At 63.9% G+C, this 14023-nt stretch carries 12 protein-coding genes and 1 tRNA gene; 7 read left to right on the top strand and 6 right to left on the bottom strand.

Annotation, left to right across the window (positions count from 1 at the left end; genetic code table 11):
- Positions 1-48: 48 nt before the first annotated feature.
- Positions 49-1332 carry an O-acetylhomoserine aminocarboxypropyltransferase gene (locus A7A08_RS01825; RefSeq protein ID WP_069094266.1) on the top strand — a complete coding sequence of 428 codons (1284 nt, stop codon included), beginning with the start codon at positions 49-51 and terminating at the stop codon, positions 1330-1332.
- Here A7A08_RS01825 and A7A08_RS01830 read toward each other — a convergent pair.
- Complete coding sequence (locus A7A08_RS01830) at positions 1311-2426, bottom strand: COX15/CtaA family protein (RefSeq protein WP_245290779.1); 1116 nt, start codon at positions 2424-2426, stop codon at positions 1311-1313. The genes A7A08_RS01825 and A7A08_RS01830 overlap by 22 nt on opposite strands.
- A gap of 122 nt (positions 2427-2548) precedes the next feature.
- Between A7A08_RS01830 and A7A08_RS01835 the strand changes: the two genes are divergently transcribed.
- A complete protein-coding gene (locus A7A08_RS01835) occupies positions 2549-2770 on the top strand; it encodes a DUF2842 domain-containing protein (protein WP_069093829.1) in 222 nt (73 codons plus the stop codon).
- Between the two features lie 12 nt (positions 2771-2782).
- Here the strand turns inward: A7A08_RS01835 and A7A08_RS01840 are convergent, their stop codons facing one another.
- Positions 2783-3835: a polysaccharide deacetylase family protein gene (locus A7A08_RS01840; protein ID WP_069093830.1), complete on the bottom strand. Its 1053-nt coding sequence runs from the start codon at positions 3833-3835 to the stop codon at positions 2783-2785.
- Between the two features lie 197 nt (positions 3836-4032).
- Here A7A08_RS01840 and A7A08_RS01845 point away from each other — a divergent pair, with 197 nt between their 5' ends.
- Positions 4033-5241: a GNAT family N-acetyltransferase gene (locus A7A08_RS01845; RefSeq protein WP_069093831.1), complete on the top strand. Its 1209-nt coding sequence runs from the start codon at positions 4033-4035 to the stop codon at positions 5239-5241.
- A 15-nt stretch (positions 5242-5256) separates the two neighbouring features.
- On the opposite strand, the gene A7A08_RS01850 is transcribed toward A7A08_RS01845, so the two are convergent.
- On the bottom strand, positions 5257-7770 hold the full coding sequence (locus A7A08_RS01850; RefSeq protein ID WP_069093832.1) for an exopolysaccharide transport family protein: 2514 nt from the start codon (positions 7768-7770) through the stop codon (positions 5257-5259).
- Between the two features lie 338 nt (positions 7771-8108).
- Between A7A08_RS01850 and A7A08_RS16675 the strand changes: the two genes are divergently transcribed.
- From A7A08_RS16675 to A7A08_RS01870, 4 genes are all read left to right on the top strand, one after another.
- Positions 8109-8474: a polysaccharide biosynthesis/export family protein gene (locus A7A08_RS16675; protein WP_245290780.1), complete on the top strand. Its 366-nt coding sequence runs from the start codon at positions 8109-8111 to the stop codon at positions 8472-8474.
- A gap of 131 nt (positions 8475-8605) precedes the next feature.
- Positions 8606-9763: a glycosyltransferase family 4 protein gene (locus tag A7A08_RS01860; RefSeq protein WP_083226356.1), complete on the top strand. Its 1158-nt coding sequence runs from the start codon at positions 8606-8608 to the stop codon at positions 9761-9763.
- 172 nt (positions 9764-9935) lie between these two features.
- Positions 9936-11489 (top strand): undecaprenyl-phosphate glucose phosphotransferase, encoded by a 1554-nt coding sequence (locus tag A7A08_RS01865; protein ID WP_069093833.1) that lies wholly within the window; start codon positions 9936-9938, stop codon positions 11487-11489.
- Positions 11490-11514: 25 nt separating this feature from the next.
- The gene (locus A7A08_RS01870) at positions 11515-12813 is read left to right on the top strand and encodes an O-antigen ligase family protein (protein ID WP_069093834.1); all 1299 of its coding nucleotides are present in this window, start codon (positions 11515-11517) and stop codon (positions 12811-12813) included.
- Positions 12814-12863: 50 nt separating this feature from the next.
- Here A7A08_RS01870 and A7A08_RS01875 read toward each other — a convergent pair.
- The 3 genes from A7A08_RS01875 to A7A08_RS01885 all read right to left on the bottom strand — a co-directional run bounded on the left by A7A08_RS01875 (position 12864) and on the right by A7A08_RS01885 (position 14012).
- A tRNA-Pro gene (locus A7A08_RS01875) sits at positions 12864-12940 on the bottom strand.
- Positions 12941-13098: 158 nt separating this feature from the next.
- Entirely contained in the window at positions 13099-13578 is a 480-nt protein-coding gene (locus A7A08_RS01880) for a MerR family transcriptional regulator (RefSeq protein ID WP_069093835.1), read from the bottom strand.
- A 110-nt stretch (positions 13579-13688) separates the two neighbouring features.
- Positions 13689-14012, bottom strand: a complete 324-nt coding sequence (locus A7A08_RS01885; protein WP_208430567.1) for an integration host factor subunit alpha — start codon at positions 14010-14012, stop codon at positions 13689-13691.
- Between the last annotated feature and the right edge of the window lie 11 nt (positions 14013-14023).

The following is a 14023-nucleotide window of genomic DNA, read 5'->3' on the forward strand; positions in this document are numbered from 1 at the left end:
TGCTATGACTTCCGGAAAAGCAGAACGCATTCGGGAGGTTCAGTCATGATGCAAGAGCGGCAACCCGGTTTCGATACCTTGGCGATCCATGCGGGCGCGCGGCCCGATCCGGCGACGGGCGCGCGGGTGACGCCGATCTACCAGACCACGTCCTATGTCTTCGACAATACCGAGCACGCGGCGGCGCTGTTCAATCTGGAGACCTTCGGCAACATCTACAGCCGGATCATGAACCCGACCGCCGCCGTGCTCGAGGAGCGGCTCGCGGCGCTCGAGGGCGGCACCGCGGCGCTCGCCACGGCCTCCGGCCACGGGGCGCAGAATCTCATCTTCCATACGCTGATGGAACCCGGCGCGGAGTTCATCGCCGCGCGCCAGCTCTATGGCGGGTCCATCAACCAGTTCTCCTATTCCTTCGCCAAATGCGGATGGACCGTGAAATGGGCCGACACCGAGGACCCCGAGTCGTTCCGTGCCCAGGTGACCGACAAGACGCGGGCGATCTTCATCGAATCCATCGCCAATCCCGGTGGCGTGGTCAGCGATATCGAGGCGATCGCAAAGGTCGCCAAGGAGGCCGGCGTCCCTCTCATCGTCGACAACACTCTCGCCACGCCCTATCTGGTGCGGCCCGCCGAGCACGGGGCGGACATCATCGTCCATTCGCTGACCAAGTTCCTGGGCGGCCACGGCAATTCGGTGGGCGGCGCGCTGGTCGATTGCGGCACGTTCGACTGGATGGCATCGGGCAAATATCCGACCATGTCGGAGCCGTTAGAGAGCTATCACGGCATCACCATGGCCGAGACGTTCGGCAATTTCGCCTTCGCCATCGCGGCCCGGGTGCTGGCCTTGCGCGATCTCGGCCCGGCGATCGCGCCGATGAACGCCTTCCTGATCCTTACAGGCATCGAGACGCTTCCGCTTCGCATGCAGCGTCATTGCGAAAATGCGCTTGCGGTCGCGCAATGGCTGGAGGCCCATGAGAAGGTCGCCTGGGTAAACTATGCGGGGCTGGCGAGCAGCCGTTTCAGTGGGCTCGCTGAGAAGTACTGCCCCAAGGGCGCCGGCGCCGTCTTCACCTTTGGTCTGGAGGGCGGCTTCGAAGCGGGTGTGAAGCTTGTCGAATCCGTCGAGCTGTTCAGCCATCTGGCCAATATCGGGGATACGCGGAGCCTGATCATCCATCCGGCGTCCACCACCCACCGCCAGCTTTCGGACGATCAACGGGCGGCGGCCGGAGCCGGCGACGACGTGGTGCGTCTGTCGATCGGGCTGGAGGACAAGGACGACATCATTGCCGACCTGGATCAGGCGCTCGCGAGCTTCTGATCGCGGGAGGGGTCTTCCACGGGCACGCCCTTGACGGTCAGCCAGAAATGGAAGACGGCGAAGCCGAAGACCAGGATGGCGCCGGCCTGATGGGCGAGGCCCAAGGGCAGCGGGACGGATAGGAGCAGCGTCCAGACGCCGATGACCGCCTGCATCATGGCGGCGACGGCGAGCACCAGCGCGCTGCCGATAATCACCGGCGGGCGTTTGGTGAGCCACAGCCAGACCGCCTGGGCGACTGCGGCCGCGATCAGCCCGTAGGCGACCATGCGGTGATCGAACTGCACGGTCATGGGATTTTCGAAGAGGTTCAGGATCCAGGGCGTTTGATCGTAAAGACCCTCGGGCACGAAAGTACCGGCCATGAGCGGCCAGGTGTTGAAGCTGAAACCCGCATCGAGGCCGGCGACCAGCGCCCCCAGCAAGAGCTGCAGAAAGACGAGGCCGAGCAGGAGTGCGGCCACCCAGGTGGGCGCGGCGGAGGCCAACGGGATACGCCGCTTGGCGCTCAGGGACAGGATCAGCCAGAGCGTGTAGCCGAAGATCAGCACGGCGATGCCGAAATGGGCGGCGAGACGGTACTGGCTGACATCCACGCGATCGACCAAGCCGCTCTTCACCATGTACCAGCCCACGGTCCCCTGCAGACCGCCCAGCAAGAAAAGGCCGAGAAGACGCGGCCACAGGGCCCGGGGGATGTAGCCGGCCATCCAGAAGGCGATGAAAGGCAGGAAGAAGACGAAGCCGATCATCCTCCCCAGGAAGCGATGGGCCCATTCCCACCAGTAGATGCTCTTGAACCCCTCCAGATCCATGTCTGGATTGACGTGAGTGTATTCGGGGATCTGCTTGTAGGCCTCGAAGGCGTTCGCCCAATCGGCATCGGACAGCGGCGGCACGATGCCGACGATGGGCTGCCATTCGGTGATGGAAAGCCCGGAATCGGTAAGGCGGGTGGCGCCGCCGACGAGGATCATGGCGACGATCATGACAGCCACCGCAGACAGCCAGATCCGCAAGGCGTTGCGGTGCCGGCTCGGGGCGTCGGTGACGGTCGGGGTTTCCGCCATTGCGGGCGTGGCCACGGTGCTCATGACTATCCTTTAGCGAGGCCGCCTGGGGAACTCAATCGGCGCACCTACGCGATAGTGCCGCACCGGACGGGCTGAAGCGTGCAACGCTTTCGCGGAGCCCCTTTCGGAGCTATAGGACGGGCATGACCCGCCCCGTCCGCAAATTCTTCGGCGTGATCGCTCTGGTGAGCTTCGTGCTGATCTATGTGCTGATCGCCGCGGCCATCGGCTCGGGGCGAATCCTTGAAGCCCCGACCCTCGTGAAGTTCGGCTACTTCCTGGTCGCCGGTATCCTCTGGGTCCTGCCCGCGGGTTTGCTGATCCGATGGATGCAGAAGCCGGATCCGAACGCACCCCAGGAGTAATCCCGGCCGCGGCTAGGCCGCGTTGACCTCGCGGAACCGGTTATAGAGCGCGAACGGTGCGCCGGAGAGATAGAGCCCGGTATAAGTCAGAGACTGATAGTCGCCATTGAGGGAAACGCGGGGTAACGCCGTCAGATAGTTCTTGTGGGCGGGAAACAGCATCCCCTTCCGCGTCGTGACGGCGGTCTTGAAGCCGAGCTCCTTGGCGATGTGGAATTCGCGGGGGCCCGCGCTGGTCTCATCTCCGTAGGGATAGGCGAAATGAGCCGGGCGTTCGCCGAGCTTCTCCTGAAGGCAATCCGCGCCGCCCTTCATCTCCTCCCTGGCCTGCTCCGCCGACAGCCTCGCCAGAGCATAGTGACCCTTGGTATGAGCGCCGATTGTGATCAGCGGATCCTCGGCGAGAGTGCGGATCTCGTCCCAATCCATGATGAGATCCCGACACATCTCCTCCATATCGACGCCGTAGCGTTCCGAAAGCGCCCGGACCACCTGACGCTGGGTCACCTGATCGGTCGCGCGGAGCCAGGAATAGACCTGTTCGAAGGCCCTTCGTTTCTCCGCCACGGTGGCTGACGGCAGACGCCAGAGATCGCCGTCGCGACAGAGCTCGATCTCGTCGGCGCGGGCGATGACCTCCTGGAGGGCGAGCCACCACAGCTCGCCGCGGCGTTCGGGGTAATCGGTCGGGATGTAGATGGTCGCCGGCAGGTTGCGCTGTTTCAGGATCGGATAGGCGTATTCGAAATTGTCGCGATAGCCGTCGTCGAAGGTGAGGCAGGCGAAGCGGCGGTCGTCCCCCTGCTTCAGACGCGTGACCGCCTCGTCGAGGCTCACGATATCGAGCCCCGCCTCTTCGGTCTGGTCGAGGACGGCTTCGAAGAATTCCGGCGTGATCTCGAGGATGCCGTTCGGGTTGAACTCCCGGTGTCGGGCGGGCCGCACCTGATGCAGCATGAAGATGAGGCCGCTTCCCTGGGTGAAAGGCGAAAGGACGCGGGTCGCGCCGGAGTGGTAGAGCCCCGACATGGCGGCCTTGAACATGGCCCTCTTAACCTTCGCCACCGAAATCCTCCCTCGCCTATCAACCATTAACGCGACCCGTGCAAAGGTCGGGCCGCGGTCTGGCGACTCTGCCACGGCCATTCTTTCAAAAGTTTTTCCGGGCGCGAAACTTGCTTATTGAGCATTCGGGTGGCTCAGGGGTCGGAAAGGTGTGTCAACTCATGACATCTACAGCGTTTCAGCGTACGGAGATGGGGATGCAAGCGCCCCATTTCGGCACGTCCCAGCCGTCCACCATCGATACGGCGATCGGCCCGATCCTACTGGATGTCCGTCACGACGCGGAGTCCTTGAAGGAAGTTTGGGCTGAGCTGCAGGACGCCGCGACCTTCAGCCCCAGCCAGACCTACAGCTATGTTGATGCCTGGATCCGCGAGATCCTGGCCCCAGCAAACGGCCGACCCGTCATCGCGATCGGCTACCGCGATGGCAACCCCCTCTTCATATGGTCGTTTGAGCGGAGGACGGCTTTCGGCCGGCCGGTGCTGACGTGGCTCGGCCAGGGCCACGCCAACTACAATATGGGGCTGAACAGCCCCGAGGCGGCCCAAGGGCTCAAGGCCGACGACGTCAAACGGCTGCTGACGCGGATCGCCGAGCGCGCGCAGGTGAGCGCAGCCTTGCTCCTAGGTCAGCCCTTCGAATGGAACGACGCGCCCAACCCGTTCGCCCGAATGGCCCATCAGCCGCACCCCAGCGAAGGCTACGCGGTGAAGCTCGGCGACTTCGAGACCCTTTATAACCAGCGCTTCGGGAAACAGTCCCGACGCAAATACGGCCGGCGGGAGCGGAAGCTGGCGGAAGAAGGCGAGCTCGTCTTCGGATGGGGCGAGACGGATGAAGAACAGCGGGAAATGCTGGAGATCTTCTTCGAGCAGCGCGAGCTGCAATTCGCGAAGATGGGGGTGGACGATCCCTTCACGCCGCCAATCCGCGATTTCTGCCGCGCGCTGGCGGTCCTGCCTAAGGGCGATCCCGCCCGGCTCTGCATGGGCTATCTCAAGGTCGGCGAGTTCGTAGCCGCGACGTTCAGCGGCTCGATCTGCGGCAACACCCTGGCAGTGAGCATGTCCTCTCTCGCCGAGAGCGACATGCAGCGCTATTCGCCGGGCCTGGTGCTGCTCCGGCGGGAAATCCAATGGGCCTGCGAGCAGGGCTTGTCCTACTACGACATCGGAGTCGGCGGCGCCCGTCACAAGGAGCGCTGGTCGGACGTGATCCGTCCGCTGTTCGATTCCTACATCGCCTTCAATCCGCAAGGATTGATGGTGACCCTGCCGCTGTCGAACCTGTCGCGCGCAAAGCGCTCGATCAAGAACAACCCCTATCTGTGGCCCATGGCACAGAAGATCCGCCGCAAGCTTTTCGCCCGGCAGGGGGATTCCAGTTCGGAAGACGACGAATAGGAGACCGGGGCGCCGCTAGTTTGCGGCCATCCGCTGACGGCGGCCCTCGTCCGTATCCTTCTCGGCGCTGACCGCGCGCTCATAGAGAAGGAAGTTGCACTTCAGCTCCTGCAGCTCGTCGAGGCGGCTTTCGTCCTCCTCGACCGTGTCGGCGGCGAAGAGCGCGACGCCGGTGGCCAGCTCGCCATGGAGCGCCGAAGCGAAATGCTTGCTCCGCGCGAAGTCGCTATGGATCACGACGCAATCGTAGGTCTGGCGCAGCGCATCGAGAATCCTCACGAAGCTCTTCAGCTCGCCGGGCGGTGCCACCAGATTGGGGCTGCCGGCGGGAATCACCTGCAGGGGCGTTTCGTCGTCGACGCGCAGGACATCTTCGAAGGCCGCGGCATTGGCGAGAAGCTCGTTGAAGCCGGGGGAGCGTCGCAAGCCGAGAAAGTCGGAGACCGTCGTGGCGCCTTGCGCCATGTCCAGAAGCAGTACCGTCTTGCCGCCTCTTGCGATCGGCCGCGCAAGCTGGATGGCTTCCGGCAGAGCATTCTCGGCGGAGACCGGCGTGATCAGCGCGACGGGCGATTCCCGCGTATCGAGCTGCTCGGTGAAGCGGTCGCGCAAGGTATCGATATTGCGGATCACACCCCCTTCGCCGCGGCTGCCGCTTCGAATGTCGCGACGTTCGCTCTCGTTCCGAGGCGCCTCGTCTCCAACGGGTGCACGGCCCGAACGCTGCCGTAGGTAGCGCTCCAGGGGGCTCATCCCCTCGACATCAGCGGCGTCCTTGGCCGGGAGTGCGATCGGAACGCTGGGCTGGGCGCTGCTTTGTACGGGCAATTGGCTGTCGGTATCGCGCTCCTCGGTCGTGGTCAGCGCGCGGCTCTGGGGCGCGCCGGCGGTCGAGGCAGCAGCAGATTTTGGCTCCCGGAAGCGGGCCAGCACCTCCTGCACTGATTTGATCTGAGCTTCGGTGCTGGGCTCCTCCACATCGTCGCTCGCATCATCATCCGGCGGGGCGTCTTCTGCCGGTGCGTCTTCAAGGGCGCCTTCGGGGACGTCTGTCCCGCGCGACAGGGCCGGATTTGGCTCGTCATAGAGGTCGTCGCGGTACCGCCCCTCCGCCGGCTCGATGCGGCGGGTGCGGGCGACGGAGATGCTGGTCGCGCGGATCAGCTCGCGGGCCAGGACGTAGGCGAGTACCACGAGAGCGACAGCCACCATGACCAGAAGCGTGATGGGCAGCTTCTTCGGGAAGGACGGGCTCGTCGCGGGATAGGCCTGAGAGACGATTGTGGCATTGGCCGGAACGGCGCCCACGTCGCCGCGGGCGCTCGCATCGCGATAGCGCGCCAGATAGGATTCCAGCAGATCGCGGTTTGATTTCGCCTCGCGTTGGAGAGCGCGAAGCTGGATCTCGGCATTGCTTTCGCCGGAGGCCTGGGTCTTCGCGGCCTTCAGGCTGTTGGTGAGGGATTTAACGCGGGCATCGGCGACCTTCGCCTCGTTCTCGAGACTCTGGGCGATCTTGCGCGCCTCGTCGCGGATCTGGGCGCGCACGTCGGCGAGCTCGGAATTCAGCTGCTGGATGCGCGGATGAGAAGGAAGCAGCGTCGCGGAAAGCTCGGCGAGCTGGCGCTGGACCTGGACGCGCTGTTCGATAAGGGCGCTGATGAGAGACGATTTCAGGACTTCCGACGTGGCTTCGATCTGCCCGTTATCGGCCAGCATTTGCCGGATCATATGGGCGCGCGCCTCGGCCTCCGACTTTTCGGCCTTGGCGAGGATCAACTTGCTGTTCAGCTCGGAAAGCTGCTGGGCGGTGAGATCGACGTTGTTCGAGCCGGCATAGATGCCTTCCTGCGCGCGGAAATTCTCGACGGCGGCTTCTGATTCCGCGACCCGGTCGCGCAGAGCGTCGATCTGGCTGCGGAGCCATGCCGTGGCATCGCGGGTCTGGGCAAGCTTGGCTTCCCGCTGCCATTCTATATAGGCCCGGGCGAGACTATTGGCGGCCTTGGCCGCCAGATCCGGATCGCCGGAGGTGTAGGCCACCGCGATCACGGACGACTTGCCGAGCTGGTAGACCAGGAGATGGTCGGCAAAGGATGCCGCAGCCTGCTCGTCCTGGGATTTCTGCGACCTCAAGCCGAAACGCATAAGCAGTCCGTCGACGAGGCCGACGTCCGCGTCCTGGGCGAATGAAGGATCGTTGGCGAGATCCAGCTCCTCGACAACCTTCAGGATCAGATCACGCGACGTGAGCACTTGCACCTGGCTCTGGATCGCCTGCTCGTCGAGGGCCGGCGCGGCAGGCGCTCCCTGGTCTCCCGTCGGGCGCCGATAGGTCGATTCGTCGTTCTCGATGAGGATGCGTGCCTCGGAGGTGTAGACCGGGCGCATCATCGAAAGGGCGACGAAGGTGATGACGCCCGCAAGGAGCGCCAGGCCCACGATCCAGAGCTTGGCGCGCCAGACGGCGCGGCCGAGCGTTACGAGGTCGATGTCGTCGCCGCGCGGAAGGCTCTGATCGGAGTGCATAGACTCACTTAAATCCCTGTTCGTGTGCAGCGCCATTACTGACTCTTCGCGGTAACCAAATGCTTAAGCGCTGACCTGCTTCAGGACGGCTGGTGAGCATTCATTAACTATACATGGCTTAGACCAAAGGCATGAATAGTTGGCGCAATATCGGATTCGTTTTCGTCAGGCTCCTGCTGCTTTCGGCAGTTTTGGGCGTGGGGTTGGGCGGGTGCAATATGCGCGGATTTCCGCGACTTAACCTCCCTGCCCCGGTGTTCAATACTCCTTCGCCGCTGCCGCCTCCGGGGCAGTATGTGAAGGCGCCCGCAGGAGCGATTCCCGGGGCACCGGTTCCTTTGCACGATACGTACCGACTCGATAGCGGCGACGAGCTGCGCATCGTCGTGTTCGGGCAGCAGAACCTTTCCCGCGTCTATGCGGTCGACGGAAGCGGCTATATCTCCATGCCGCTGCTCGGCTCGATTCGCGCCCGCGGGCTGACCACGCGCCAGCTCGCCGGGGTCATTGAGCGGGATCTGGGCGCCGAATACGTGAAGAACCCGAAGGTGAGCGTCGAGGTGCAGACCTATCGGCCGTTCTACATCCTCGGCGAGGTCCAGCGGGCCGGAAAGTATCCCTATGTCAGCGGCATGACCGTGGAGGAAGCGGTGGCAACGGCCGAGGCTATACGGAGCGCGCCAACGAGCGGAAGGTGCGATTGACCCGGCGGTTCGACGGGGTGATGAGCACGGTCGTGGTGCCGAGCGATTACCCCGTACAGCCTGGCGATACGATCTATGTCCTCGAACGCCTCTTCTGAACGGCAGACTCGCGACACCCGGCGGGCGTCTCCATGAGCCGCCCGCTGCGCGTCCTGCACTGCCTGCGCGCGCCGGTGGGCGGCCTGTTTCGTCATGTGCGGGATCTGATCCGCGCCCAGGCGGAGATGGGGCTCGATGTCGGCGTGGTCTGCGATTCGCGGGGTGGCGGCGAAACGGCTGAGGAGATTCTCGCCGGTCTAGACGATCATTGCGCCCTCGGCGTGCGGCGCATACCCATGTCGCGTCAGCCCGGTCTCGGCGATTGGCTCGCCACCCGCCGGGTGCGAGAAATTGCCGGGGAGACCGAGCCCGACATTCTGCATGGCCACGGGGCCAAGGGCGGCGCCTATGCCCGGCTGGCGGCCCGCGCCTTGAAACGCAAGGGCGTGCGGATCTTCGCGTTCTACACGCCCCATGGCGGCAGCCTGCACTTCGATCCCGGTCGTTTCGCTGGCAAGGTCTATATCGCGGCGGAGCGGCGGCTGGCGCCTCTCACGGACGGGCTGCTGTTCGAAAGCCAGTACGCCAAGCGGATATACGAGGCGCGAATAGGCCCGGTGCCCTGCCCCAGCAAGGTCGTTCCCAACGGTCTCTATCTGCGCGAGTTCTACGATCCCGCCATTGACGAGAACGCCGCGGACTTCCTCTTCGTCGGGGAGCTTCGGGACCTGAAGGGAGTCGACGTTTTCATCGAGGCCTTGGCGCGGCTGAAGACCGAGCACGGCATGAAAGACGTGCGGGCGGTCATCGTCGGGGTCGGCCCCCATGAAGCGCGCTTCAAGTCTCTCGTGAAGCGCCGCAAGCTTTCGGCACAGGTTTCATTCCCCGGCCCCATGCCAGCGCGGGTCGCGTTTGCCCGCGGCCGCTGCGTCGTGGTTCCGTCCCGGGCCGAATCCTTTCCCTATATCGTGCTGGAGACGATCGCAGCCGGCATGCCGCTGATCGCCACCGACGTCGGGGGCATTCCGGAGATGATTTCGGGGATTCCGATCCCCCTCGTCCCGCCCGACGACGTCGAGGCGCTGGCAGGGCAGATGCGTCTCTTCATGACCGACTCCCGTCCCTTTCTGGAACGGTCGGCCGCCCTGCAGGCCATTGCGGAACAACGTTTCACGGTGCTCGGCATGGCTGAAGACGTCGTCGCCTTCTATTTCGACATTCTCGAGCGCGGCGCCGGACCAAACGCTTAGCCGGTCCTTAACCACGTTCGCATCGCACCCTTCCTCAGGGCGCGCGCTTCACTGATCCCAAACGCCGTCGTGCCATAACTTCTCGATCAGGGGAGCCGATCTGGCACGTCTTGTGCGATAAATCCGGATCTCACCGGTGCCGATCGGCACGGGGTCAGTCGAGTACGAGCGTATGGGTGTGATGGAACCGGAGCGCCGGTCGAGCGAGAAGCGCAGGCGCCGTCCTAAGAGCTTTCAAGCCGGGCCGCCGAAGGGGATGCCGGAGCGGCGGAAACAGCCGCGTCCGCCCCTTGCCGAGATTCGGCGCGCAGCTTCTCTCACGCTGCTGCCGAACGCGGTGCTGGTCGGCGCGACCCGGATCGTCGAATTTCTGATCGTCGCCGGGATCGGCTTCGCGATCTATCTGGTCCATGTCTCGCGCGAGCCGGGCCTTCATATCGTCTATCTGGCGGCGGTGGCCGCCGCGGCGCTGGTCTATTGCGGCCTCGTGCAGAGCTTCGGGCTCTACACGATCCGCGCCTTTCGGGAATTCACCTCAAGCTACTCGCGTATCATGCTCGCCTGGACGCTGGTGCTCGCGGCCTTCATGGCGGTGGCGTTCTTCGCCAAGGTCGGGGCTGATTTCTCCCGCGTTTGGCTCGGCGGCTGGTACGTCTCCGTGCTCTCGCTGCTCCTGGTGGAGCGGCTGTCTCTCCTGATCCTCATGCGGCGATGGCTGCGCGAGGGGCGGCTCTATCGCCGGGCCGTGATCATCGGCGGCGGGGAGCAGGCCGAGGAGCTCATCAGGTCCCTGGAGGCTTCGCCCAACACCGATATCCGTATCGCCGGCATCTTCGACGATCGGGGCAACGACCGGATCTCTCCGCTGGTCGCCGGCTATCCGAAGCTCGGCAAGGTGAAGGACCTGGTGGAGTTCGCCCGGAAGTCCCGGGTCGATCTGCTCATCATCTCCCTGCCCATGGCGGCGGAAAAGCGGGTGCTGGAAATCCTCAAGACGCTTTGGGTGCTGCCGGTCGATATCCGGCTCTCCGCCCAGAACAATGCCCTGCGGTTCCGGCCGCACACCTACTCCTATATCGGCAACGTCCCGTTTATCGACATTGCGGACAAGCCGATCGCCGATTGGGATTTTGTTCAGAAGCGGATCTTCGATGCCTTGATCGCAGGATTTGGGCTGGTGGTGCTGGCGCCCGTGATGCTCGCGATCGCGGCGCTTGTGAAGCTGACCAGCCGGGGGCCGGTGTTTTTCAAGCAGACGCGCCAGGGCTTCAACAACGAGCTGATCGACGTCTACAAGTTCCGGTCCATGTATACGGATATGTCCGATGCGGAAGCGAGCAAGCTCGTGACCAAGGACGATCCGCGCGTTACGCCGATCGGCAGGTTCCTGCGCAAGACGAGCCTCGACGAGCTGCCGCAGCTCTTCAATGTGCTGAAAGGCGATCTTTCCCTGGTCGGCCCCCGTCCCCACGCCCTCAAGGCGAAAGCAAAGGACCGTCTCTACGCCGATGTGGTGGACGGGTACTTCGCCCGTCATCGCGTGAAGCCCGGCGTGACGGGCTGGGCTCAGATCCATGGCTGGCGCGGCGAGACCGATACGGAGGACAAGATCCGGCGCCGGGTGGAGCACGACCTCTACTACATCGAGAACTGGTCGGTGGTGCTGGACCTTTACATCCTTCTCATGACGCCTGTGGCGCTGCTCAAGACGGAGAATGCGTATTGAGCGCGAACGGCGAGGCAAGACTGCGATGAGCGTGAGCGAGTTCCCTGTAGCGCGGTTCGAGCGGGCTTCTGTCCGCCCGCAGATCAGCGCCGGAATCCGCCGGCTGGCCCTGTTCTATATCTGGCTGACCATCGCGTCGGTCGGCGTGGTGATCGCCGATCCCGCGCCCTATGACGCGCTCATCCTCGGGGCGGCTCTGCTGATCCCCGTCGTCGGCCTGATGCGCTACTCCAGCGGGCTCGCCGCCTACTTCTTCGTCTGGGTGCTGATCTGCGCCGGCGGTTATCTAGCGACCACCCAGGCCGGCATTTTCGATGTGCCGCTCACCCACACCAACATCACCCTGTTCCTGGCGCTGAGCTCTGTCCCGCTGGTTGGTTTCATCAGCGCCGATCCCGAACGGCGGGTGCACCTGCTGATGTCGGCGTATACGGTCTCGGCGGCGGTCGCGGCATTTGCCGCCCTGATCGGCTATTTCAACCTGCTCCCCGGCGCGTACGATCTCTTCACGCGGTATGGCCGTGCACGGGGGACGTTCGAAGATCCCAATGTCTACGGCGCGTTCCTGGTGCCGGCGATCCTCTATTGCTTCTACCTGGTGCTCAACGCATCGCCCGGCCGCGCGGCGCTCTTCTCCGCCTTGGGTGGCTTTCTGCTGTTCGGCTGCCTGCTGAGCCTGTCGCGCGGCGCCATCGCGAGCTTGGCGCTGGCGCTGTTCCTGTTCTCGTTCCTGAACTTCTCGACCGCGCCGACCAATCGACATCGGCTGAAGTTGTTCTTCGTCCTCCTGCTGGGGGTGATCGTGGTGGTGGGCGTGGTCGCCGCCGTCCAGACCGTGCCGAAATATGCCGAGCTCTTCGGGCAGCGCGCGTCCTTCGAGCAGTCTTATGACGAGGGTCCGGAGGGGCGCTTCGGCGGCCATCTCCGGGCGCTCGGCCTCATCGTCACCCATCCGCTTGGCCTCGGTGCGCTGGAATATGCCCGAATCTATGAGCTCGGCGATGTGCACGAGGTCTATCTCAGCATGTTCCTCAACACCGGCTGGCTTGGGGGGCTGCTTTATCTGGGGATGGTGATCGGCACTCTTTGGCTGGGTTTGCGCCGCGTTTTCTACGATCGCGGCGGAGACGGCCTCAGCGCGGTGCTGTTCGCCGTGTTCGTCGGTATGGCCATGGAAGGGCTCGTGATCGACACCGATCATTGGCGCCATTTCTTCGTGATCATGGCCCTGGTGTGGGGCATGGCGCTCGATATGCGGATTCGCGGCGGCGCGCCGCCCAGTGAACTTCCGGCGCCGGAGAGCCGATCCACCGCATGCCGCTGACGTTCGGGAATATTACAGTTGGGGAAATGAAAGCTGGTGGGGGATGAAGCTGGTCGGAGCGCGAGATTTGAACTCGCGACCCCCGGTCCCCCAGACCGGTGCGCTAACCGGGCTGCGCCACGCTCCGTACCTGTCGCCTTCAAGAGAAGTGGGTATACACGGTCAGGCGCGCCAAGCAAGGCGTGTGTTGGCCCGACCGCGGAAAAAGCCGCAGGCGATTGTCATGGGGCTGAGAAATTGCCCACCACCGGTCAGCCGATCGACTTTCCGGAGCCTGCTGAGGCCTCAAGCTTTCTTGGCGTCGGCCAAGAGCCGTTTGCAGGCGTCCAGCTCTTCCAGGATCGCCGTGATGTAAGCCACGCGATCGCCGCCCGGCAGATCTTCGTCGCCCGGCGCTCGATGCGGCTCTGTGACCGTCGCGCCTTCGGCACGGCTCTGAGCCGCATCGGCGGCGACATCCGGAATTTGCGGCGGACGCTGCTGGATCGGCATCTCGCCATCGCGCTCGGGCATGATGGAGCGCGGGCCGTTTTCCCGCAGGATCTTCTGGACGCCGCGGATCGTATAGCCCTCGCTATACAGAAGATGGCGAATGCCCTTGAGCAGCGCGACATCTTCAGGCCGGTAGTACCGCCGGCCGCCGCCACGCTTCATGGGTTTGACTTGAGAGAATTTTGCTTCCCAGAACCGCAGAACGTGTTTGGGAACGTCGAGATCGTCGGCAACTTCGCTGATCGTCCGAAATGCCTCTGGCCCTTTCGGCATGGCTAACCCCCCGCTTCTGTCACGCCCACCACCGGCCTCTCGGCGATGAGCGCATTTATTTAAGGGCGCACCCGATCCTGCCGGACGCCGAAGCGAGACAGCCTGAAGCCTTACTCCGCCGCCTTCCGGCGCGAGAGCGCATTGTTGATGTATTGCTTCATGATGTTGCTTGCGCGGAAGACCAGAACACGGCGTGGCGTGATCGGCACTTCCTGTCCGGTTTTCGGATTGCGCCCAATCCGCTGCCCCTTGTCCCGGAGACCGAACGAACCGAAAGACGAGAGCTTCACGGTCTCGCCGCGCTCCAGGCTGGACACAATTTCCTTGAGCACGAGCTCGACCAGTTCAGCCGACTCATTTCTCGGTAGCCCAACTTTCTGAAACACGGCTTCCGCCAAATCGGCCCGTGTCAGCGTCTTCCCGCCCATTGCGATACTTCCCCCAG

The organism is Methyloligella halotolerans (assembly GCF_001708935.1).
GTDB lineage: Bacteria > Pseudomonadota > Alphaproteobacteria > Rhizobiales > Methyloligellaceae > Methyloligella > Methyloligella halotolerans.